Origin of the sequence: Agrobacterium tumefaciens (genome assembly GCA_025560025.1) — a bacterium.
GTDB lineage: Bacteria > Pseudomonadota > Alphaproteobacteria > Rhizobiales > Rhizobiaceae > Agrobacterium.
In genome coordinates this window covers 1,526,082-1,548,564 of the sequence record CP048485.1, presented here as the reverse complement: position 1 = coordinate 1,548,564, position 22,483 = coordinate 1,526,082, and the positions used below count along the sequence as shown (strand labels likewise).

Here is a 22,483-nt window from a genome sequence, read left to right as displayed (position 1 = left end):
AGGAGGCGTTACCGCCTCCTCATCTTGCTCATCCTTACTCGATGGCCTTTGCTTCCTTGCGCGTCGCGATCAGCGAACCGATGATGCCGGTTGCGAGGATGGCGACGGTGACGCCGAGCGAGACGGCGGGCGGGATCTTGGCGATGCCCAGCATATCGGCGACGAAAATCTTCGAACCGACGAAGACCAGAACCGCAGCCAGCGCGTATTTCAGGTAGGCGAAGCGGTGGATGAGGGCGGCGAGCGCAAAATAGAGGGCGCGCAGGCCGAGGATCGCGAAGATGTTTGACGTGTAGACGATAAACGGATCGGTGGTGATCGCGAAGATCGCCGGGATCGAATCGACTGCGAAGATCAGGTCGGCGATTTCAACCATGATGAGCGCCAGGAAGAGCGGCGTCACGAAGGTCTTCAGCTTGCCGGTGGCTGCATCCGTTTCCTTGACGAAGAATTTTTCGCCATGCAGCTTCTCCGTCACCGGCAGGCGGCTGCGCAGGAATTTCAGGATGCGGTTGTTGCCGATGTCCGATTCGTCATGGTCGGACGAGAACAGCATCTTGAGGCCCGTGAAGACGAGGAAGGCCGCGAAGAGATAAAGCACCCAGTGGAAGTTTTCGACGATGGCCGCGCCGCCGGCGATCATGATGCCGCGCAGGATGATGACGCCGAGGATACCCCAGAGCAGCACACGATGCTGGTACTGACGGGGAATGGCGAAATAAGAGAAGATCATGGCGATGATGAAGATATTGTCCATCGCCAGGCTTTTTTCGACCACGAAGCCGGTGACATATTCCATCGCCGACTGCTGGCCGGACTGGTACCAGATCCAGCCGCCAAAGGCCAAGCCGATGGCGATATAAAAGCCCGACATCAGCAGGCTTTCACGAATGCCGATTTCCTTGGAATTCTTGTGCAGCACGCCGAGATCGAGCGCGAGCAGGCCAAGGACGAGAGAAATGAAGACCGCCCACATCCATGTGGGGGTACCGAGAAAATCGTTGAGGAGGAACTCCATCAGTCAACCTTTAGCCGGACGAGGTTGGCTTTGCGGATGGGGAACGTGTGTCAAGAATATACGTGGGCCCCAACCTAAAGAAACTCGACATCACGTGTTGTCCGGTAACACGTCAGAGGGGCCCGAGTTCTGATCACGGTGAACAGATAGGGGAGCCTTCAGGCTTTTCAAGGGCCGGCTCTAGAAAAAAAACGGCAGGCGTTGTTTGACAATTTTGTAAAACGTGTTTAGAAGCCGCCCCAACGCCGGGCAGTGATGTCCGGTGTGTTTTGTTGACTGCCTTGCAGTGTAATAGCTGACGTTCGGCGGTCAATATCACCGACATGTCCCGTGGTTTCTCCATTTGCATGTGAGAAGCCTGTCAGAGGCCCTGAAACGGGCTTCAGAGGAGGGCGTGTTTCCTTGAACCGGTTTGGCAACAGACCGGCATAACCTTTTGAGAAGGAAATACGATGAGCAAGCGCGAATCGGCTAAGTATAAAATTGACCGCCGCATGGGCGAAAATATCTGGGGTCGTCCGAAGTCCCCGGTTAACCGTCGCGAATACGGCCCGGGCCAGCACGGCCAGCGCCGCAAGGGCAAGATGAGCGACTTCGGCACGCAGCTGCGCGCCAAGCAGAAGCTCAAGGGCTACTACGGCGAACTGCGCGAAAAGCAGTTCCGCGCCACTTTCGACGAAGCAAACCGTCGCAAGGGTGATACTTCCGAAAACCTGATCGGCCTGCTCGAGTCGCGTCTGGACGCCATCGTCTACCGCGCCAAGTTCGTTCCGACCGTTTTCGCTTCGCGCCAGTTCATCAACCATGGCCACGTCACGGTTAACGGCGTTCGCGTCAACATCGGTTCTTACCGCTGCAAGCCGGGCGACGTTATCGAAGTTCGCCAGAAGTCCAAGCAGCTCGTAACCGTTCTGGAAGCCGTTCAGCTCGCTGAGCGTGACGTTCCGGACTACATCGAAGTTGACCACAACAAGATGGTTGCGACCTACGCCCGCGTTCCGGCTCTCTCCGACGTTCCGTACCCGGTCGTCATGGAACCGCATCTGGTCGTCGAATTCTACTCGCGTTAATCGACGCGTTTCAGTATTCAGGAAGCCGCCCTTCGGGGCGGCTTTTTTGTTTGCGGGGAAGGCTTTGCATGCAGGACATTCAGGCGATCGTCGATTCCATTTACGACAGCATGGCGCCGAGGCTCGGCGAGGGGAAGGTTGCGGATTACATTCCCGAACTTGCCAAGGTCGATCCCAACCAGTTCGGCATTGCCATCACCACCGTCGATGGAACCACCTATACGGCCGGCAATGCGCTCACGCCGTTTTCGATCCAGAGCATCTCCAAGGTCTTCATGCTGACGCTGGCGCTCGGCAAGGCGGGGGAAACGGTGTGGAACCGGGTGGGACGCGAGCCATCAGGCTCTTCCTTCAACTCCATCGTCCAGCTGGAGCATGAGCACGGTATTCCGCGCAATCCCTTCGTCAATGCAGGCGCCATCGTGGTCACCGATATCGTTCTTTCCGGCCACCAGCCGCGCGAGGCGATTGGCGAGCTTTTGCGCTTCGTTCGTTATCTAGCGGACGATGACACGATCAGCATTGATGACACGGTTGCGAAATCCGAGCAGGCGACGGGGTTCCGCAATTTCGCGCTTGCCAATTTCATGCGCTCCTTCGGCAATCTGCACCATCCCGTGGAATATACGCTCGGCGTTTATTTCCATCAGTGCGCGCTTTCCATGACCTGCGCTCAGCTTTCCCGCGCCGGCCTCTTCCTCGCCAATCGCGGCCGTAACCCGCTGACGGGGCATACGGTCGTGTCGGACCGTCGGGCGCGACGCATCAATGCGCTGATGCTGACCTGCGGCCATTATGACGGATCGGGCGATTTCGCCTATCATGTCGGTCTGCCGGGCAAGAGCGGCGTCGGCGGCGGCATCATGGCGGTGGCGCCGGGTAATGCGTCCATCGCCGTCTGGTCACCGGGCCTCAACAAGGTCGGCAATTCGGCGCTTGGGTCACATGCGCTGGAAATGCTGGCGACGAAAACCGGCTGGTCGGTATTCGGGGCTTGATATTGCCGGCGGATGGGGGCATTGCCTGCATTAAGAACGGCAGTCGTGCCGGAGCGAGCGGATGATGAATATTCTCACCAAGATCGATGATTTTGTAGATCAGGCCGGGGCCGACCAGATTGGGGCGGATCAGGACGCATCCGAAGAAAACGGCAGCTCGCACCCCCTGTTCGACAATGCACCGCGTTCGGTGTCGTTCAACAAGCTGCGCAAACGGCTGCTGCGCAACGTTCGCCAGGCCTTTACCGATTTCGGCATGCTGAATGGCCAGAAGCGCTGGCTGGTCGGCCTTTCCGGCGGCAAGGACAGCTATGGGCTGCTGGCGCTGCTGCTCGATCTGAAATGGCGTGGCCTTTTGCCGGTCGAACTTGTTGCCTGCAATCTGGATCAGGGCCAGCCGAATTTTCCCAAGCACGTGTTGCCGGAGTATCTGGCGAAGATCGGCGTGCCCCATCGCATCGAATATCGCGACACCTATTCCGTGGTGAAGGAAAAGGTGCCGTCCGGCGGCACTTACTGTTCGCTCTGTTCGCGGCTCCGGCGCGGTAATCTCTACCGTATTGCGCGGGAGGAGGGTTGCGACGCACTGCTGCTCGGCCATCACCGCGAGGATATTCTCGAGACCTTTTTCATGAACTTCTTCCATGGCGGCCGGCTGGCCGGAATGCCGGCGAAGCTTTTGAATGATGAGGGTGACCTGATGGTCATGCGTCCGCTTGCCTATTGCGCTGAGGAAGATATGGCGAAATTCGCGGCGGCGATGGAATTCCCGATCATTCCCTGCGATCTCTGTGGCTCGCAGGACGGGCTTCAGCGCAATGCGATGAAGGAGATGCTGGCCGACATAGAAAGGCGTATGCCTGGCCGCAAGGATGTGATGCTGAGGGCGCTTGCCCATGTCAATCCGTCGCATCTGCTCGATCCGAAGCTTTTTGATTTTTCCGCGCTCGCTGTCACCGGCGCGTCACCTGAAGAGCGTACGGAGGCCCGCCCTCCCTTATGAAGAAGTGCCCCGCGCGATGACCCTTTCCGACAAAGATATCGACTTCCTCGTTTCCACCGTTGCTGCTGCTGGTGTGGATGAAATTTTGCCCCGCTTCCGAAACCTGAGCGCCGGTGCAATCTCCGAAAAGACCTCTGCCGTCGATCTCGTTACCGAGGCCGATGTTCTGGCGGAAAAGGCGATCACCGCCGCGCTGCTTCAGCGATTTCCAAAGGCCCATATCGTCGGCGAAGAGGCCTATGACGCGGATCAGTCCGTCATTCCCGCACTTGCCGATGCGCCGCTTGCCTTCGTGATCGATCCCATTGACGGCACCTTCAATTATGCTGCCGGCTTTCCCGCTTTCGGCACGCTGCTCGCGGTCACCGTCAACGGTGAGACGGTGGCGGGCATTATCCACGATCCTGTCATGGGCGATACCATCGTCGCTCTCAAGGGCGAGGGGGCCTATCTCAACCGCAAGAACGGTTCGCAGGCGAAGCTCAAGGTCGCGGATCCCGCGCCACTATCCGAAATGGTCGGCATCTTTTCCTGGGGCCATAGCCACGAGGATCGCCGTCCGGTGATTGCCGCCAATATGGCGAAGATCAAGATGGCGCTCTCGCTGAATTGTTCGGCACATGAATATTGGCTTGCTTCGGCTGGCAAGCTGCATTTCATCGGTCATGAAAAGCTGATGCCGTGGGATCACCTCGCCGGTGTTCTCATCCATCAGGAAGCGGGCGGCTATACGGCCCGTTTCGACAATACGCCCTACCGACCGGGACAGACGACGGGCGGCATCCTGTCGGCCCCCGACAAGGAGAGCTGGAAGATGCTGCGCCGGGAAATCGTGGCTTTATAAGTTTTACGCCTAGACAGAAGGATATCGCCCATGGCTATCGAACTCGACATCGCCTCTCTTGCCAATGCGCTTCAGGAGGCGGCGGCAGTGGAAATCCTGCCGCGGTTCCGCAATTTGGGCGAAGGCGATGTGCGGATCAAGAGCGAGGCGATCGATCTCGTCACCGAGGCTGACGAGGCCGCCGAGCGGCTGATCCGCGCCCGCGTGCAGGAAATCATGCCGGATGCACTGTTCATCGGCGAAGAGGCGGTGGCGGCGGATGCCTCGCTGCTTGGCAAGCTTGCCGACGCCGATCTTGCCGTGGTGGTCGATCCGATTGACGGCACCTATAATTTCGCTTCCGGCCTGCCGCTCTTCGGTGTGATGATGAGTGTCATCTCCAAGGGTGAGACCGTCGCCGGCCTCATCTTCGACCCGATGGGCAATGATTGGGCGATTGCCGAAAAGGGCTCCGGTGCGTGGCTTTGCAGCGCCGATGGCGCGCAGACGCAGATGTCCGTGGTGCCGGCGCCTGAATTGTCGCAGATGGTTGGCATCGCCAATACCGGCTATTTCGATGTGGAGACCCGCCGCAAGATTCTGACGAACCTCGCCGATGTGCGGCTCTTCACCAGCTATCGCTGCGCGGCGCATGAATACCGCCTGTTCTGCGGCGGCCACATGCATTTCCTAATGTATAACAAGCTGATGCCCTGGGACCATCTGGCCGGCACGCTGCTTTCGCAGGAAGCGGGCGCTTATGCAGCCCGTCTCGACGGCTCACCCTATCTGCCGCGCCATGTGGATGGCGGACTGCTGCTTGCGCCGGACCAGGAGACCTGGGAATTGCTGCGCGAGAAGATTTTCACGGTTTGAGTTGCGCGATCACGTTGCGGTTCGATGGAGTTTACCGGTCTCACATCCGTCATCCTCGGGCTTGACCCGAGGATCCACAGGTGGTTGAGGCGATGGATCCTCGGGTCAAGCCCGAGGATGACGCGGAGAACGGATGACGTTGAAAGCGAAGCGCAATTGGCGGACAAATAAAAAAGGGCGCGGAACAAAATTCCGCGCCCTTTTATTTTTCTAACCGCCCTTACCGTGTCGGTTTGTTGTGCGCCTGGAACAGCATGCCCTTTTCGCCGATCAGCACGAAGATCAGGCCGATGATGGAGACGACGAAAAAGCCTGCCACCATTGGCAGCGCCGTGCCATCGAAGGCCTGGCCGATGGCGGCGCCGATCAGCGAGCCGCCGACCGTACCCATGAAGCCGATGACGGAGGAGGCGGTGCCGGCGACATGGCCGAGCGGCTCCATGGCGAGCGAGTTGAAGTTCGACCCGATCCAGCCGAACTGGAACATGGCGAGCGCGAAGAACACGATGAAGATCGCGAAAGGCATCGGTTCCGGTCCCAGCACCTGCACCACCAGCCAGACGAAGGTGATGGCGATGAAACCGAGCAGCGATCCGTGCGACAGCTTGCGCATGCCGAACCTGCCGACCAGCCTTGCATTGATGAAGGACGAGAAGGCCATGAACAGGGCGACGCCGGCGAAGGCCGCGGCAAACCATGCGCCGAGGCCATAGATGCCCTTGTAGACCTGTTCAGCCGAGTTGATGAAGCCGAACAGCGCCCCGAAGATGAAGGTGCTGGAGAGCGTGTAGCAGAGTGCGATACGGTTGGTGAGCACGATCTTGAAGCCGCCAAGCACCGAACGGGCGGTGAAAGGGCGGACATCGTCCGGATGCAGCGTTTCCGGCAGGCGGAAATACATCCAGGCCGTCACCACGGCGGCAATTGCCGCCATGAAGGCGAAGATCAGGTGCCAGTTGCCGAAAAACAGCACGATCTGGCCGGTGCCGGGCGCGATGACCGGAACGACCATGAAGACCATCATGATCAGCGACATGACTTCCGCCATCTGGCGGCCGCCATAGATGTCGCGCACGATCGAGATGGTGATGACGCGTGTTGCCGCCGAACCGATGCCCTGAATGAAACGCAGCAGCAGCAGGCCGGAGAAGGACGGTACAAAGACCACGGCGAGGGCTGAAACGATGTAGATCGCAAGCCCGACAAGCATCGGCTTGCGGCGTCCGAAACGGTCCGAGATCGGCCCGTATAGAAGCTGGGCGACGCCAAAGCCCAGGAGATAGGTGGAGATCACATATTGGCGGTGGTTCTCATTGACCACGCCCAGCGATGCACCGATTTCCTGAAGGCCGGGCAGCATGATGTCGATGGCGAGCGCGTTCAGCGCCATTAGCATAGCGGCCAGCGCAATGAATTCCGTGCGCCCCATCGAGCCTGCGCGCGAAGCGGTGGATTGTGAAAGTTCTGTCACAGGATTGCCCCAAAAAGAACGGCAAAGGCGTTGCATGAAGCAACGCCTGGCATAAATTTCTGACAATCAGGGTGGGCCGGATGAACCGGCCGAAATCAGGCCGCGCCGCGGACGCTGATACCCTGTTCTTGGAAGTGGTTTTGAAGTTCGCCGGACTGGAACATCTCTCTTACGATGTCACAGCCGCCGACGAATTCGCCCTTGACGTAGAGCTGCGGGATGGTCGGCCAGTTGGAGTAGTCCTTGATGCCCTGGCGGATATCTGCATCGGCAAGCACGTTGATGCCCTTGTAGTCGACGCCGAGATAATCGAGGATCTGTACCACCTGGCCGGAAAAACCGCACTGCGGAAATTGCGGGGTGCCCTTCATGAAAAGAACGATATCGTTGCTCTTCACTTCGCTGTCGATCATGTCGTGAATGCCGCTCATAGGCCTATTCCTTTCACATGCGGTTCAAGGCCGCTGCTTTCGTTTGTTCCTAAATAACATGTCGCGGCGCGATTTCCACCCGGAAAGCGTAAAAAATGCGCGGGTGTGGCATCGCTGATTGCGGGTCGAAACTCCGGCTACCAGCGCGTCGTTCTCTTCGGGTAAGAAAAGTCGAGAACTATTTTTCCTATCTGCTTCCACCGTCTGAAGACTGATTGCGTCAATACACCTGTTTCGCCTTCCCGAATATCGAATTCGCGAGTGTTATCGAACGTTATGGCTCGCCTGCCGCTCGGTAACGAGCAATCGTCCTCACAGTCAATCTCCATTTCGCTATAGAAACTGTTCACTTCAATATCGAGAATTAACTTTGGACTTTTATGGTCCACCAGGCGGCAGCTGTTGCCGGTTTTGCAGAAGGCTGTGCCGGATATCCGATCAGCACCATCAAGCTCCACGACGAAGCCGATCTTTATCTCTTTGCTGCTCTTAACCTCTGCGGCACCTTGTAGCGGCCCCGAAATCGCCAGTAGTAAAAAGGCGGGAATTAGGGGGAGGCGATGCATCATCGATATCGTTGCCTGCTGCGGGCAGCGGCTGTGCGCCTTTTGCTCACCTGTTTCCTGGCTGGCTTGGGTTTGACGGCGGCGTTGAGTGCGGCTTCGAGGACGGATCCGACGATGCCGCCGGCGAGCGAGCCGGTACTTTTCGTCCGGCGCGCCCGGCGCGTTTTGCGGATGCCGGTCTTGGTGAGGATTTCAGACAGCGCGCCCTTGACGACGCCGTTGAGCACTTGATCGACGATGCCAGACAAATTTCCCTCGCCAATAAATAAATCACATTTCCGTCGCGTTTTTTACTATACGTGCATCGCCCACTGTATCAAGCGATCCTTTCGGGTGTCTCTAGCCTGAAGGTTTATGCATGCCGACCGTCAAGTCACGACTTGTTCTTTATTTCCCCGGTTTCGATCCGCTCGATGCGGCGGCCCATCATCTGCGTTACCAGCGGGCAGCGGCACTGGCCGGCAAGACATGGGATGTAGATTATAAGGTGGGAGCGCTGGAGACTTCGCCGGCGGGTGAGACATTCACGGTGGAGGCCTCGGCGGGCGAATGGCGGACGCGTTCGGAGATTTTTGTCTATGACCATAACGACGTTATCTCGCAGTTGCGGGATGCGCCGGTCTGGCGCCAGACATGGCTCGGGTTCAAAGCCGGGGCGGGCATTGTCAGTGAGGGCGGTGCTGCGCGCTATTTCCGCCATGCCTGGCGTTTTGGCCTGTTCTTCATCTTCCCGTTTTTGCTGATGCTTGTCGGCGGTGCGCTTGCTGCCGGCATTGCGCTTTCACCATGGCTTTTTGGTTTGCCGCTCTGGCTGTTTGTGATCAGCCTTCCCGCCGCCGCGCTGTTTTTCGTGAAGGCGTTCCTGCCATTTGCGGAGCGGTTTCACACCCTGCATCTTTATGCGGACTGGCGCTTCGCGCTCGCGGTCGGCCGCGATGAGCCGATTGCCCGTGACTGGATAGAGGAGAGGGCAGCACTTGTTCTGACGGCGCTGGAGCAGCCTTCGGATGAGGTTCTGGTGGTTTCCCACAGCATGGGCGCCAGCCTTGCGCTCGCCGTGATCGGCCGTGTGCTGGAACTGAAGCCGGATGCGCTGGATGGCCGGAAACTGTCCTTCGCGACCTTGGGCGGGGCGGCGCTACAATGTGCGTTCCTGACGAGCGCCGATCGGCTTCGCCAAAGCGTCGGCACGATCGCCCGTCACCCGGAGGTGACATGGTTCGATATCCAGTGCCTGACCGATCCTATCCACCTCTACCGGTGCAATACCGTGGGCTTAACGGGCGATAAAGATGCGCCGCAGCCGAAGATCGTGCCGATCCGCTTCAAGCATTCGCTTTCGTCGGAGCGTTATAAGAAGAACAAGCGCAACTTCCTGCGCATGCACCGGCAATATGTTCTGGGGCCGGATCGCAAATCCGGTTACGATTTTACCCTGCTGACGGCGGGGCCTTTGCCCGTCGCCTCCTTTGCCGATCTGGATTCGCAGACGCCGCCAGTCCTGTAAGCGGCGCTGATCCACTCGGCCGGACATGAAAAGGCCCACGTGAGAGTATCACGCGGGCCTTTGATTATTCCGAAGGTTTCACGCTGTCCCCCAGGCGGGACAGAGACGTGCGGTTGCCGGAACCGTTTTCATGGGCGTCATCATTCGGGAGCCGAGGTCTGCAGGGCAAGGGCGTGCAGAACGCCGCCCATATTGCCCTTCAGCGCGTCATAGACCATCTGGTGCTGCTGCACGCGGGTCTTGCCCTTGAACGCTTCCGCAACGACTTCCGCCGCGTAATGATCGCCATCACCGGCCAGATCGCGGATCGTGACCTTTGCCCCGGGAATTCCCGCCTTAATCATGTCTTCAATGTCGCCGGGTTTCATGGGCATGGTGTTTCTCCTTAATTCATTCTGCGGCGAGCAAAGTTTCGCCGTCCATGAATTTAGGGAACCACGATTCATAGGCCAAGTGCAATTCTTTAATCTCGACAGCCCGCGCCGTGCCCAGCTTTACGCTCGCACCGCCGGTAACGCCGATAACCGGGCAGGAAACGCCCGCCGCCTTCGCTGCTGCCAACACCTCGTCGAGATCGGCCTTTTTGACCGTCAGAACGTAACGGCCCTGATCTTCACCGTAGAAGGTGAGTACCGGGTTGTGACCTTCGACCGCGTCGATGGTTGCGCCGATGCCCGACGAAATCGCCATTTCGGCAACCGCAAGCGCGAGACCGCCCGAGGAGCAATCGTGAACGGCGGTGGCAAGACCATCGGTGATGAGCGTACGGACGAAATCGCCGTTGTTCTTTTCGGCGGCGAGATCGACATGCGGCGCCGGGCCATCGATGCGGCCATGAATGTCACGCATGTAAACCGACTGGGCGATATGCGTGCCGAGGCCGGCAGGTGCGCCGACGAGCAGCACCACTTCGCCCTCGGCAGCGAAACGGATGCGCGCCATGCGGCCCCAATCCTTCAGCAGGCCGACGCCGCCGATGGTGGGGGTGGGCAGGATCGCCTGACCATTGGTCTCGTTATAGAGCGAGACGTTGCCGGAAACGATCGGGAACTCCAAGACGCGGCAGGCTTCGCCGATGCCCTTGATGGCATGGACCAGCTGGCTCATGATTTCGGGCTTTTCCGGATTGCCGAAATTGAGGTTGTCGGTGGCCGCCAGGGGCAGAGCGCCGGTTGCGGTGATGTTGCGCCAGCATTCGGCGACGGCCTGCTTGCCGCCTTCGAACGGGTCGGCCTCGACATAACGCGGTGTGACGTCGGAGGAGAAGGCGAGCGCCTTCTTGTCATGGCCTTCGACGCGAACCACGCCGGCATCGCCGCCGGGAAGCTGCAGCGAATTGCCCTGGATCAGTGTGTCATATTGTTCGTAAACCCAGCGGCGCGAGGAATTGTTGGCCGAACCGACCAGCGACACCAGCGCATCGGCGATATCGGCGGCGGGCACGTCGTTTTCCGAAAGCGGTGCCGGCACCTTGGCGGGTGTCCATGGGCGGTCATATTCGGGAGCCTCGTCGCCGAGTTCCTTGATCGGCAGGTTGGCGACTTCCTCGCCATTGTGCAGCACGCGGAAGCGCAGGTCGTCGGTGGTCTTGCCGACAATCGCGAAGTCCAGACCCCATTTGACGAAGATCGCCTTGGCGACTTCTTCCTTGGAGGGCTCGAGAACCATGAGCATGCGCTCCTGGCTTTCCGACAGCATCATTTCGTAAGCCGTCATGCGCTCTTCGCGCACCGGTACGGCGTTGAGATCGAGCTCAATGCCGAGATCGCCCTTGGCGCCCATTTCAACGGCCGAGCAGGTGAGGCCGGCGGCGCCCATGTCCTGAATGGCGATGACCGCGCCGGTCTTCATCAGCTCAAGGCAGGCTTCCAGCAGGCACTTTTCGGTGAAGGGGTCGCCGACCTGAACGGTCGGGCGCTTTTCCTCGATGGATTCGTCGAATTCGGCGGACGCCATGGTCGCACCGCCGACGCCGTCGCGGCCGGTCTTCGCACCGAGATAAACGACCGGCAAGCCGACGCCCTTGGCTTCCGAGAGGAAGATCGCGTTGGACTTGGCAAGACCGGCGGCAAAGGCGTTGACGAGGATGTTGCCGTTATAACGGGGATCGAATTCCACTTCGCCGCCGACAGTCGGCACGCCGAAGGAATTACCGTAACCGCCGACACCGGCGACGACGCCAGCTACGAGATGGCGGGTCTTCGGGTGGTCAGGCGCGCCGAAGCGCAGGGCGTTCATGGCCGCAATCGGGCGTGCGCCCATGGTGAAGACGTCACGCAGGATGCCGCCGACGCCTGTTGCCGCACCCTGATAGGGCTCGATATAGGACGGGTGGTTGTGGCTCTCCATCTTGAAGACGACGCAGTCGCCATCGTCGATATCGACCACGCCGGCGTTTTCGCCGGGGCCCTGAATGACGCGCGGTCCTGTTGTCGGCAGGGTCTTCAGCCACTTCTTGGAAGACTTGTAGGAGCAATGCTCGTTCCACATGGCCGAGAAAATGCCAAGCTCGGTAAAGCTGGGCTCCCGTCCGATCAGGTCGAGGATACGCTGGTATTCGTCGGGCTTCAGCCCGTGGGATGCAACGAGTTCCGGGGTGATCTTGATGGAATTTGAGATAGACATAGGTCTCACGCGGTTCGAGCCGAGGAAAGTTTCCGGTTCTTTAGCGCAAGAGGCTTGATCGTGCGACAGGAAAATGCGCCGTTTTGCCGGCAAAGCGCTGCTTTGTTGGCTTATTCAGAACTTGTAGCCGACCATTAGTCCTACACGCGTCAGCCCGTCATTGGGGCCGTCGCACAGATTGGCATGTGAGGCGTGTTCGATCTGGGTCGAGATATTCCAGTTGCTGTTGAAGCGATATCCGATGGCGGCATATTCATGAAAAAGCACGCGGCAGCCAAATTCCGCGCCGGTTTCGCCCGGACCGTTTCTCAGCCTGCCGTCATGCCACAGGCCGCCGAAGCCGAGATCGACGAAAATCTTCGGATTGAGGTCGAAGGTCCAGTTGACGCCGCCGTAAATGGTATTCGCTTCGCCCTCGGTGCCGATTTCCGCACCCAGATGCAGTCGTGGGCGAGCAAGCTTTTCGCCAAGGGTGACGGCCGAGGCGCTGGCGAAAGGATCGAAATAGGCGGTGAAGGCTGGAAAAACGCCATCTTCGCCGCCGTCATCGCGATTGGCGAGCGAGGTTGTGACCCCGAAGCGCAATTCATCGAACACGGTCCCATCCGCGGCGATGGCCGGCGTCATATCAGTCAACACATATGCTGCGAAAACCATCACAAGAGCGAAGAATGCCCTGGCGGAAGTGGAACCGAATGCTGCCATCGAATCATTCCCCACTGCGAAGTAGGGAAAGGATGGCAGATTCGCCGGTTTGGTAAATGATGAGTTACTGAATTAGAGGTCGTGTTGCAGGAAAGACTCGTTCCCGCTCACGCCTCGCTTTCATAACCGGCCGAACCATTGTCGAGCAGATGCCGCAAGGTGCCGAAGGCATGGGTCAGATCCTCGCGTTTGGGAGGCCCGGAAAAGCTGATGCGGACACGGTGGAAAACCTTCTCCGTGCGCCCCGCCTTGAACTCGTCCTCGTCGTCGATCAGCACGCCCTCCTTCATGGCTGCATTGCGGAACGTGCCAGAAAGCCAGGGTTCGGGCAGCCGCAGCCACAGAAAGGCGATATCCGGCAGCGAGTTGAATTCCAGCCCGGCAAAAACGCGTCTGGCGATCGCCTCACGCTGGTTGATCTCGGCAATGCAATCCTTGCGGATGTCATCGGCGTCGCCGCTATTGACGAGCCGTGCATTCAGTTCGGCCAGCATGAAGGGCAGACCGCCGGTCATCATCGAATGCGAAATGCGTATCCTAGACGAGAACTGCGCCGGGCAGGCGACCCAGCCGCCCCGGACACCGGCGGAAACGGATTTGGACAGGCCGCCGACAACGAAGGTGATATCGGGCGCGAATTCGGCGATCAGCGGGATCGCCTCGCGGGTCATGGCGCCATAGAGATTGTCCTCGACAATCCATACGCCGTATCTGCGGGCGATATCGGCGATCGCACGCCGCCGCTCTTCGGGCAGGGTGGCGCAGGTCGGGTTCTGGCCCGCTGACATCAGGAAGATCATCTTGGGGTGCTGCTGGGCGCAGACGCGTTCGAAATCGTCGGGGACAATGCCCTTCTCATCCGCTTCCACCAGCGTTACCCGCCGTCCGGCCAATGCGGCGCTGCGGCTGATATGGGAATAGGTGAGGGGCTCGAAAACGATCCGGTCGCCCGGCGCCGTCATCGCCGTCACCACGCTCATCACCGCCGCATGGGCGCCGAGCGTCGAAACGATGTTTTCCGGCTTTGGCGACCAGCCGTTCTGGGAAAGCCAGCGAACGCCCGCCATACACCAGCTGTCTGGAAGCGCGCGGGTGTAGTTGGTCACTTCGAAGGGATGGTCCCGGGTGACGGCCTCGATGTGCCGGGTGATCAACGTGCTCTGGCCTACATCGGGTGCAGCAGTGGTGTTCAGCCTGAACTCCGCGCTGGTCTCGATCGGGTGGCGTGTGCCGCCGAATGCGGACGCTGCGGGTTCGATACGTGACGACGGGGCAGGGGTCTTGCTCTCATTGACATAGGTGCCACGCCCGACTTCGCCGCTGACGAGACCACGTTCGTGAATGAGAGCATAGGCCCGGCTGATTGTGCCGATTGTCACGCCAAGATCATAAGCGAGATTGCGTTGCGGCGGCAATTTCGAACCGGCCTTCAGAATGCCATCCGAAATCGCACCTTCGATACTGTCTGCAAGGCGCAGGTAAATGGGCCCATTGCCCTCGGTAATGTCGGGAAGCCAATTTGTCATGGTGACAATTTATGCATTGTATCTATGTGCAAGTCAATTGTATTTATTGGATGCATTAACTGAGGCTGAACGCACGGAGACAATAGGTGCAATATGCGCAAGATGGATCAATACCTTTCGACAACGGATACAATTTATCCTGACGGTTACGAACGGGAACGCGTGTTCCGCGATGCCGGCGACATGGTCGCACCGGCGCCGTATCCGGCTGAGATCGCTCGCACGCTTATTGGTCGCCTGATTACGGGCTTGTTCAATTGGCACGATAAACGACAGGGACGGCTCGCTTTGCGGGAACTGTCGGACGATCTTCTGCAGGATATTGGCGTGACGCGCGACGAGGCCTTGAAAGAGGCCGCAAAGTCGCAGCTTTTCTCGTGGCCAACGCGGCCGCTTTGATTTTCTGCCGGAGAGCGGCGCCATCTTTCCCCGGTGCCTGATAGCCATTCGGCAGGCCCGCCACGCCAGTCCCAACCGGCGCGGCGGGTCTTTTTGTATTGAATCTTCCACCCTCCGTCGTCTTCCGGCTTGACCCGAGAACCCGTTTTCATTCGGCCGTGGATCCTCGGGTCAAGCCCGAGGATGGCGTCACGCGCGGGGTGGCCTTGTCGTCAAATCTCTAACTGAACACGTCAGGGTCGCTAAATCAGCAGCCCTTGCCGCCATTCGCCCAGCGTTTGACGTCAGCCGCGATGCGGCCGGCAACGGCGTCGTTCATCACCGGACCGAAAGCGTCGAGCTTTGCCGGGTTGCCCTCGGCCTGAACCACCAGCATGGGGCGGGATTCCGGGCTGTTGCGCGGCACGAGCAGGATGCGCGGACGGCCGGAGAAGGAATTCAGTTCCGGCGCCAGGCGATAGGCCTTGAAGGCCGGATCGCCCGATTTGAACCAGCAGGCATTCGCGCCGAGTGCGACCCGTTCCATGGTCGGCAATGCCGCTCGCGACACGGATGATACCGGCTGGGGCTTGGGCTGGCACGCGGCAAGCGCTGCTGCGGCGAAAAGCAATCCAGCGGCCTTCGGGGCATGGGATCGGAACAGGCGGTTCATCGCGTCATCCAAATTAAAGGCCAAACTGGAGCCGGAAGTGGCATCGAGAAGAGGGCAGGCACATGCCCGCCCGCTTGTCAGGCGGCGATGACGCCGAGCGCCGAGGCGAAGAGGCCGCGGCCGTCATTACCGCCATGGGCGGCTTCGATCAGGTTTTCGGGATGCGGCATCATGCCGAGAACGTTGCCTTTGGCGTTGATGACGCCGGCAATGTCGTTCAGCGAACCGTTGGGATTGGTGCCGTCAGCATAACGGAAAACGACCTGGCCATTGCCTTCGACGGCCTTCAACTCATCCGCTTCGAGGAAGTAGTTGCCGTCGTGGTGGGCGACGGGGCAACGCAGGACCTGGCCCTTGTCATAGGCGCGGGTGAATTCGGTGTCGTTATTGACGACTTCGAGCTTCACTTCACGGCAGACGAATTTCAGCGAGGCGTTGCGCATCAGCGCGCCCGGCAGCATGCCGGCTTCGACCAATATCTGGAAGCCGTTGCAGACGCCGAGAACCTTGACGCCCTTTTCGGCCTTTTCGCGGATGGCCTGCATGACCGGCATGCGGGCGGCAATGGCGCCGCAACGCAGATAGTCACCGTAGGAGAAGCCGCCGGGAATGACGATCAGGTCAACATCCGGAAGTGTCGTTTCCGTCTGCCAGATGGTGACGGGCGCCGTTCCGGAGATTTTCGTGAGCGCCGCGATCATGTCGCGGTCGCGGTTGAGGCCGGGAAGTTGGACGACAGCGGATTTCATGGTCGGCGGCTCCTGCGGCTTTTAGAGAATGGCGATAGAGTAGTTTTCGATAACCGTATTGGCCAGAAGCTTTTCGCACATCGCCTTCAGGTCGGTCTCGGCCTTGGCCTTGTCGGCGCCTTCCAGCTCCAGGTCGAAGACCTTGCCCTGACGGACATGGCCGACGCCGCCGAAACCGAGGCTGCCGAGCGCGCCTTCGATTGCCTTGCCCTGCGGATCGAGAACGCCGTTCTTCAGCGTAACAGTCACCCGTGCCTTGATCACCTGATCTTCTCCTGATTTTACCCTTGCGGTGTCGATATTACTTCACGAGGCCGATATTACTTCACGAGGACAGGGCCGGTGCCGCGGATCGGTTCGTTTTCATTGATGATGCCGAGACGGCGCGCAACTTCGGAATAGGCTTCGAGAAGCCCGCCCATGTCGCGGCGGAACAGGTCCTTGTCCATCTTCTTCTGGGTCTCGATGTCCCAGAGACGGCAGCTGTCTGGCGAAATCTCGTCGGCGAGGATGATGCGCATCATGTCGCCTTCGAAAAGGCGGCCGCATTCGATCTTGAAATCGACGAGCTGGATGCCGACGCCGAGGAAGAGGCCGGACAGGAAGTCGTTGACGCGGATGGCAAGCGCCATGATGTCGTCAAGCTCGGCGGGGTTGGCCCAGCCGAAGGCCGTGATGTGCTCTTCGGAGACCATCGGGTCTTCCAGCTCATCCGACTTGTAATAGAATTCGATGATGGAGCGCGGCAGGACCACGCCTTCGTCGATACCGAGGCGCTTGGAGAGCGAGCCGGCGGCGACGTTGCGCACGACGATCTCGAGCGGGATCATCTCCACTTCCTTGATCAGCTGCTCGCGCATGTTGAGGCGGCGGATGAAGTGGGTGGGAATGCCGATCTTGTTCAGATGCGTGAAGACATATTCGCAGATACGGTTGTTCAGCACACCCTTGCCGTCGATGACTTCGTGCTTCTTCTTGTTGAAGGCGGTCGCATCGTCCTTGAAGAACTGGATAAGCGTGCCTGGCTCCGGACCTTCGTAGAGGATCTTGGCCTTGCCTTCGTAAATACGGCGGCGACGGTTCATAATGGCAGGTCTCTTGGTTGACGCCGATTCTGGTGGCGTTACGTTTCTGTCTTTGAGCGGTCCCATAAAGGAAAAGAGTGCATTCTACAATGCAGCGCGCATATCTTCCCTTCAATTCTTATGTCGGGCCGACAATGTCCCATGGCTGAAAATCGGCCGGCGCGAGCGGCGAGGGGCGGGACGGGTCTCGCCCTTCGTACCTCTCAGGGCTCGTTTGCCTTCAGGCGGCTCAGGAACTGGGCGAACACCATGCCGCCTTCGGGCCATGGTCCATGGCCGGACTCGGCGTTGATATGACCGGACATGCCGGCATCGATCAGCAGCGAACCCCAGGCGGCGGCAATATCGTCGGCATGTTCATAGGAGCCGAAGGGATCGTTGCGGCTGGCGATGGTGATGGCCGGAAATGGCAACGGATCGCGCGGATAGGGGCCGAAGGTCATCAGATGTTTCGGCCGGATATCCGGATTGGCGACATCCGGCGGTGCGACGAGAAGCGCGCCTGCAACTTTCCTGCCGATTTCCGGAATGGCGTGGATGACGGTCGGTACACCCAGTGAATGGGCGACGAGAACGACCGGCTTGGTCGAGGCGTTGACCTCTTCCACCAGCCGCGCCACCCAATCGTGCCTCACCGGTTTTGTCCACTCGGCCTGCTCGACACGGCGCGCGGTGGAAAGCTTGCGCTCCCAGCGGGTCTGCCAGTGGTCTGGGCCGGAATTGGTGTAACCCGGTACGATGAGGATATCTGCTTCTGAAACTTTCATGCGCCCATATCTGTGTCGTGATGCCGCCGCGATCAAGGCCGCGACGGCATTAACTTCAGGGTGTTTGCTCAGGCGTTGCCGAAGACGCGCTTGAAGATCGTGTCGACATGCTTGGTGTGGTAGCCGAGATCGAACTTCTCGCGGATGGCATCTTCGGGAAGGGCGGCGCGCACTTCCTCATCGCCCAGCAGTTCCTCAAGGAAATCCGCACCCTGTTCCCAGACCTTCATGGCGTTGCGCTGCACCAGGCGGTAGGCGTCCTCACGCGAAACGCCGGCCTGCGTCAGCGCCAAGAGAACGCGCTGCGAATGCACGAGGCCACGGAACTTGTTCATGTTCTTCAACATGTTGTCCGGGTAGATCACCAGCTTTTCGATGACGCCGGCAAGGCGGTTCAGTGCGAAGTCGAGGGTAACGGTGGTGTCAGGGCCGATGGCGCGCTCCACAGAGGAGTGGCTGATATCCCGCTCATGCCAGAGCGCCACGTTTTCCATCGCCGGGACGACCGACATGCGCACCAGACGGGCAAGGCCCGTCAGGTTTTCGGTGAGCACCGGGTTGCGCTTGTGCGGCATGGCGGAGGAACCCTTCTGGCCGGGAGAGAAGAACTCTTCCGCTTCCAGAACCTCGGTGCGCTGCATGTGGCGGATTTCGATGGCGACGTTTTCAATCGAGGAGGCGATGACGCCGAGGACGGCGAAGAACATGGCGTGACGGTCACGCGGGATGACCTGCGTGGAGACCGGCTCGGGAATGAGGCCGAGCTTGGCACAGACATGTTCTTCCACGCGCGGGTCGATATTGGCGAAGGTGCCGACGGCGCCGGAGATCGCGCCAGTGGCGATTTCCGCACGGGCATTGACGAGGCGCTCGCGGTTGCGGTGCATCTCGGCATAAAAGCGGGCAAAGGTCAGGCCCATGGTGGTCGGCTCGGCATGGATGCCGTGACTGCGGCCGATGCGCACCGTGTTCTTGTGTTCGAAGGCGCGGGTCTTCAGTGCGGCGAGCACCCGGTCCATATCGGCGAGCAGCAGATCGGCGGCGCGGACGAGCTGGATGTTGAGCGTGGTGTCCAGCACGTCGGAGGAGGTCATGCCCTGGTGGACGAAACGGCTGTCGGGTCCGACAAATTCGGCAAGGTGCGTCAGGAAAGCGATGACGTCGTGCTTGGTGACGGCCTCGATCTCGTCGATGCGGGCGACGTCGAAAGTGGCGCTGCCGCCCTTTTCCCAGATGGTCTGGGCAGCCGATTTGGGGATGACGCCGAGTTCGGCCAACGCGTCACAGGCATGCGCCTCGATCTCGAACCAGATGCGGAACTTTGTTTCCGGCGACCAGATGGCGACCATTTCCGGCCGGGAGTAACGAGGGATCATGGCAATGACTTTCTTTGTGTGGAATTCTCTGTGGAGGAATTTTGCTGCCCGTTTAGCAAAGTGTTCCGGTAATCTCAATCAGCTATCAGGCCTGCGCATCGGCCCGATGCGCATATTCAAAGTGTCAGGGCGTCCTTTGTGCGTCTGAACGGATGCGCGGCGCTCCATGTGCCCGTCTGCAAAGGATAAGGCCTGCAAGCAGCAGCGGAACGGCGGCAAATGGAAAATAAAGGCGAAGGCCCAGAATGCAGAACTGGTAGATGGCGCCGAGCGAGGTGAAGAGCTGCTGGAAAAACCAGATGCGGGAAAATGCCGGTGCGTGCCACTGCGCATAAAAGATGCGGTACTGAAAAGCGAAAAAAACTGCCGTGACCGCTATGGTGAAGAAGGCGATGGCAAGGCAGCTCGCCGCAAGGCGTAGCGGGACGTTGAGGGATGCGGGGAGGAAGCGCAGGGCGACCATCGCCAAGGGCCAGCCCAGAAGGCCACCGCAGAAGAACAATATTACGATGTCGGCGGCATGGTCGGTTTCGAACCGGTTTCTGAGATAGAGGCCGAGGGCAGCGCTGGCTGCAGAAGAGGCGGCCCAGACGAGCGGGGCAAGGAGCGGGAACAAAGAGGCCGATATTATCTTACGGAAATCCTGCGTTTCGCTGTCCATCAAAGCCCCCACCCAAACGCCTGCAGTCTCGTTTCCGGCGTCTCCGCGTTTGGTGTCGGATCAGGACTGTCCGGCTTCCGCCGTCGTGCGCAGCAGCGAGACCGTTTTACGATAATCCTCGACGCCGTCTCCCTTGAAGATGGCTGAGCCGGCCACGAGTGCATTGGCGCCGGCGGCAACGATCGCGCCGGCGGTCTGCGCCGTCACGCCGCCATCCACTTCAAGTTCGATCGGCCGGTCGCCGATCATCGCTTTTGCCGCGCGGATCTTGTCGAGCATGGCGGGAATGAATTTCTGCCCGCCGAAGCCGGGATTGACGCTCATGATCAGGATGAGATCGACATCATCAAGCACGTTTTCGATGACGGAGAGCGGCGTGGCAGGGTTGAGCGTCACACCGGCCTTCCTGCCGAGCGTGCGAATGGTTTGAAGCGAGCGATGCAGGTGCGGCCCTGCCTCCGCATGCACGGTGATGCCGTCGCAGCCGGCCTTGGCGAAGGCCTCCAGATAGGGATCGACGGGGGCGATCATCAGATGGCAATCAAAAAAGGCATTGCTGTGCGGGCGAAGCGCCTTGATCACATCCGGTCCGAACGAGATGTTGGGCACGAAATGGCCGTCCATGACATCGAGATGGATCCAGTCCGCGCCTGCTTCCGTCACATCGGCGACTTCCTGCCCAAGCTTGGCGAAATTGGCAGCCAGGATGGACGGTGCTATCCGGATGGGAAGGGACATGGGGCAAACTCCTCTCGACGCGTTGCTCAACGCTGCCTTTAGCATCATGTATCCGGGTTTGAAACGGCCTCAGCCGCGACTTGTTGAATTTCCGGTGACGCCGGCTTCGCTTACTGTCGCTCGGCCTTGTCTGCCGGTTCGAAGCGCTGGCCGTTCCATCGTTGCAGGCGATAGGGATTGTCCGCAAGTTCATGCGACGGGTTGAAAACGATATCGCCGATGACGGTTTTGAAGACGGTGCCGCCTGCCAGTATTTCGGGTGCGGGTTTTCCCTGCGATTGCGCCGCTTCGGCGAGCGCTGCGGTCAACTCGGTTGCCGCATAGGCGGGCAGGGTATATCCCTCCGGTTCGATGTTGGCGGCGCGCAATTCACCGGCAACGGCCTGTGCCGAGGGCAGCGTGTCATAAGCGGGGCGGGTGATGGCCAGCACATTGGCGGCAAGCGCAACCGGATTGTTCGCCGCATTCATGGCGTCGCCGCCCATGATGGTAAGGGGAATGTTTTCCGAAGCGGCATCTCTGGCGATGATCGCAATGTCATTGCGCTCGCCGCCGATGAAGACATGGGTAATTCCGGTTCGCGCCAGCCGGCGCACAAGCGCCACCTGCTGTTCCTGGCCGGGGCGTATCGTGTCGGCGAAGGTGGGTTTCAGCCCGTTTTCCTCCAGCGTCGAGCGGATGCGGTCGATCAGGTCGCGGCTGAAGATCGTGCCGTCATCCACAAGACCGATCGAATGCCCTTTCCAGTCACGCAGGATGATTTCCGCCGCCCTGTCCGACTCGGCCCTGTCCGACGGGGTGAGGCGGAAGAGCGGCCAGCCGTATTTAAGGGCGTCTTCCATCAGGATGGGGGCGCGGCTGGAGAGCGTGATCGCCGGAATGGCCGCCGCCTTGAGGGGCGGCAGAACGCCCTGAAGCGTCTCGGTGCACAGGAACCCGATTGCGGCGCTGACTTTGGCGGCCACCAGGCCGTCGGCAATCGCACCGCCGCTGCCGTCTTCGCAGCTCTCATGGATTTCGACGACGTCCAGCCCGAGCTTGGCGGCCGCTGCCTTCGCACCCTGCCGTAGCTGCTGTCCCAAAAGCTCGTAGGGACCATTCTGTGGAGCAACGATGCCGATCGATGCCGCACTTGCTGAGCCCGCAAGGGCAAAACCGGCGATAATCGTTAGCAGGCGAAGTGAAAGCATGACGTGATCGAAATCCTGTTGTCCCGGCTTGATGTTTATCGGCAACAATCGGTTTTCCAAAGGAAAAATCACTGACACCCTCGCAGAATCGCACATCGACCGCCCTTCGCGATGGTTGTGGTGGAACTTATCCGATTCGAAAGGCGGGAGGACGACGACACGTCCTGGTTGTTGGTGTTTGGCGCAATTATGGGCGATCTGCCGATTATCGTTGCTCGAAAGCTAATGGAATTTCCGCAGAGTGCAA

The 22,483-nt window shown here is 59.7% G+C and carries 25 protein-coding genes; 7 read left to right on the top strand and 18 right to left on the bottom strand.

Annotated elements, in window-relative coordinates; translation table 11 throughout:
* Positions 1–34 precede the first annotated feature (34 nt).
* Positions 35–1,018 carry a TerC family protein gene (locus FY152_07585; GenBank protein ID UXS31954.1) on the bottom strand — a complete coding sequence of 328 codons (984 nt, stop codon included), beginning with the start codon at positions 1,016–1,018 and terminating at the stop codon, positions 35–37.
* Positions 1,019–1,470: 452 nt separating this feature from the next.
* On the opposite strand from FY152_07585, the gene rpsD reads away from it, so the two are divergent.
* From rpsD to FY152_07560, 5 genes are all read left to right on the top strand, one after another.
* Positions 1,471–2,088 carry a 30S ribosomal protein S4 gene (gene rpsD / locus FY152_07580; protein ID UXS31953.1) on the top strand — a complete coding sequence of 206 codons (618 nt, stop codon included), beginning with the start codon at positions 1,471–1,473 and terminating at the stop codon, positions 2,086–2,088.
* Positions 2,089–2,156: 68 nt separating this feature from the next.
* Positions 2,157–3,086 carry a glutaminase gene (locus FY152_07575; protein UXS31952.1) on the top strand — a complete coding sequence of 310 codons (930 nt, stop codon included), beginning with the start codon at positions 2,157–2,159 and terminating at the stop codon, positions 3,084–3,086.
* A 61-nt stretch (positions 3,087–3,147) separates the two neighbouring features.
* Positions 3,148–4,089: a tRNA 2-thiocytidine(32) synthetase TtcA gene (gene ttcA / locus FY152_07570; protein ID UXS31951.1), complete on the top strand. Its 942-nt coding sequence runs from the start codon at positions 3,148–3,150 to the stop codon at positions 4,087–4,089.
* Between the two features lie 16 nt (positions 4,090–4,105).
* The gene (locus tag FY152_07565; protein ID UXS31950.1) at positions 4,106–4,933 is read left to right on the top strand and encodes an inositol monophosphatase; all 828 of its coding nucleotides are present in this window, start codon (positions 4,106–4,108) and stop codon (positions 4,931–4,933) included.
* Positions 4,934–4,963: 30 nt separating this feature from the next.
* The gene (locus FY152_07560) at positions 4,964–5,788 is read left to right on the top strand and encodes an inositol monophosphatase (protein ID UXS31949.1); all 825 of its coding nucleotides are present in this window, start codon (positions 4,964–4,966) and stop codon (positions 5,786–5,788) included.
* A gap of 220 nt (positions 5,789–6,008) precedes the next feature.
* Here FY152_07560 and FY152_07555 read toward each other — a convergent pair whose 3' ends face one another.
* The 4 genes from FY152_07555 to FY152_07540 all read right to left on the bottom strand — a co-directional run bounded on the left by FY152_07555 (position 6,009) and on the right by FY152_07540 (position 8,504).
* Complete coding sequence (locus FY152_07555) at positions 6,009–7,217, bottom strand: multidrug effflux MFS transporter (protein ID UXS33238.1); 1,209 nt, start codon at positions 7,215–7,217, stop codon at positions 6,009–6,011.
* Between the two features lie 137 nt (positions 7,218–7,354).
* Positions 7,355–7,690, bottom strand: coding sequence for a Grx4 family monothiol glutaredoxin (grxD, locus tag FY152_07550; GenBank protein UXS31948.1), 336 nt, complete (start codon positions 7,688–7,690; stop codon positions 7,355–7,357).
* Between the two features lie 137 nt (positions 7,691–7,827).
* Positions 7,828–8,259, bottom strand: coding sequence for a hypothetical protein (locus tag FY152_07545; GenBank protein UXS31947.1), 432 nt, complete (start codon positions 8,257–8,259; stop codon positions 7,828–7,830).
* Positions 8,256–8,504 carry a hypothetical protein gene (locus FY152_07540; protein ID UXS31946.1) on the bottom strand — a complete coding sequence of 83 codons (249 nt, stop codon included), beginning with the start codon at positions 8,502–8,504 and terminating at the stop codon, positions 8,256–8,258. The genes FY152_07545 and FY152_07540 overlap by 4 nt, the downstream gene beginning before the upstream one ends.
* A 110-nt stretch (positions 8,505–8,614) precedes the next feature.
* Here FY152_07540 and FY152_07535 point away from each other — a divergent pair, with 110 nt between their 5' ends.
* Complete coding sequence (locus FY152_07535; GenBank protein UXS31945.1) at positions 8,615–9,763, top strand: hypothetical protein; 1,149 nt, start codon at positions 8,615–8,617, stop codon at positions 9,761–9,763.
* Positions 9,764–9,903: 140 nt separating this feature from the next.
* Here FY152_07535 and FY152_07530 read toward each other — a convergent pair whose 3' ends face one another.
* The 4 genes from FY152_07530 to FY152_07515 all read right to left on the bottom strand — a co-directional run bounded on the left by FY152_07530 (position 9,904) and on the right by FY152_07515 (position 14,619).
* The gene (locus tag FY152_07530; protein ID UXS31944.1) at positions 9,904–10,137 is read right to left on the bottom strand and encodes a BolA family transcriptional regulator; all 234 of its coding nucleotides are present in this window, start codon (positions 10,135–10,137) and stop codon (positions 9,904–9,906) included.
* A gap of 16 nt (positions 10,138–10,153) precedes the next feature.
* Complete coding sequence (gene purL, locus FY152_07525; GenBank protein ID UXS31943.1) at positions 10,154–12,388, bottom strand: phosphoribosylformylglycinamidine synthase subunit PurL; 2,235 nt, start codon at positions 12,386–12,388, stop codon at positions 10,154–10,156.
* A gap of 114 nt (positions 12,389–12,502) precedes the next feature.
* Entirely contained in the window at positions 12,503–13,093 is a 591-nt protein-coding gene (locus FY152_07520; GenBank protein ID UXS31942.1) for an acyloxyacyl hydrolase, read from the bottom strand.
* Between the two features lie 107 nt (positions 13,094–13,200).
* Complete coding sequence (locus FY152_07515) at positions 13,201–14,619, bottom strand: PLP-dependent aminotransferase family protein (protein ID UXS31941.1); 1,419 nt, start codon at positions 14,617–14,619, stop codon at positions 13,201–13,203.
* 93 nt (positions 14,620–14,712) lie between these two features.
* On the opposite strand from FY152_07515, the gene FY152_07510 reads away from it, so the two are divergent.
* Entirely contained in the window at positions 14,713–15,018 is a 306-nt protein-coding gene (locus FY152_07510) for a DUF1127 domain-containing protein (protein UXS31940.1), read from the top strand.
* 247 nt (positions 15,019–15,265) lie between these two features.
* Here the strand turns inward: FY152_07510 and FY152_07505 are convergent, their stop codons facing one another.
* From FY152_07505 to FY152_07465, 9 genes are all read right to left on the bottom strand, one after another.
* The gene (locus FY152_07505; protein ID UXS31939.1) at positions 15,266–15,670 is read right to left on the bottom strand and encodes a hypothetical protein; all 405 of its coding nucleotides are present in this window, start codon (positions 15,668–15,670) and stop codon (positions 15,266–15,268) included.
* 77 nt (positions 15,671–15,747) lie between these two features.
* On the bottom strand, positions 15,748–16,419 hold the full coding sequence (gene purQ / locus FY152_07500) for a phosphoribosylformylglycinamidine synthase subunit PurQ (protein ID UXS31938.1): 672 nt from the start codon (positions 16,417–16,419) through the stop codon (positions 15,748–15,750).
* A gap of 21 nt (positions 16,420–16,440) precedes the next feature.
* Positions 16,441–16,683: a phosphoribosylformylglycinamidine synthase subunit PurS gene (gene purS, locus FY152_07495; GenBank protein ID UXS31937.1), complete on the bottom strand. Its 243-nt coding sequence runs from the start codon at positions 16,681–16,683 to the stop codon at positions 16,441–16,443.
* A gap of 56 nt (positions 16,684–16,739) precedes the next feature.
* Positions 16,740–17,504 carry a phosphoribosylaminoimidazolesuccinocarboxamide synthase gene (locus FY152_07490; protein UXS31936.1) on the bottom strand — a complete coding sequence of 255 codons (765 nt, stop codon included), beginning with the start codon at positions 17,502–17,504 and terminating at the stop codon, positions 16,740–16,742.
* A gap of 203 nt (positions 17,505–17,707) precedes the next feature.
* Entirely contained in the window at positions 17,708–18,271 is a 564-nt protein-coding gene (locus tag FY152_07485; protein ID UXS31935.1) for a serine hydrolase family protein, read from the bottom strand.
* Between the two features lie 68 nt (positions 18,272–18,339).
* A complete protein-coding gene (locus tag FY152_07480; GenBank protein ID UXS31934.1) occupies positions 18,340–19,647 on the bottom strand; it encodes an adenylosuccinate lyase in 1,308 nt (435 codons plus the stop codon).
* Between the two features lie 124 nt (positions 19,648–19,771).
* On the bottom strand, positions 19,772–20,308 hold the full coding sequence (locus tag FY152_07475; GenBank protein UXS31933.1) for a hypothetical protein: 537 nt from the start codon (positions 20,306–20,308) through the stop codon (positions 19,772–19,774).
* A gap of 60 nt (positions 20,309–20,368) precedes the next feature.
* Entirely contained in the window at positions 20,369–21,046 is a 678-nt protein-coding gene (locus FY152_07470; GenBank protein ID UXS31932.1) for a ribulose-phosphate 3-epimerase, read from the bottom strand.
* 110 nt (positions 21,047–21,156) lie between these two features.
* Positions 21,157–22,332, bottom strand: coding sequence for an ABC transporter substrate-binding protein (locus FY152_07465; protein ID UXS31931.1), 1,176 nt, complete (start codon positions 22,330–22,332; stop codon positions 21,157–21,159).
* Positions 22,333–22,483 lie beyond the last annotated feature (151 nt).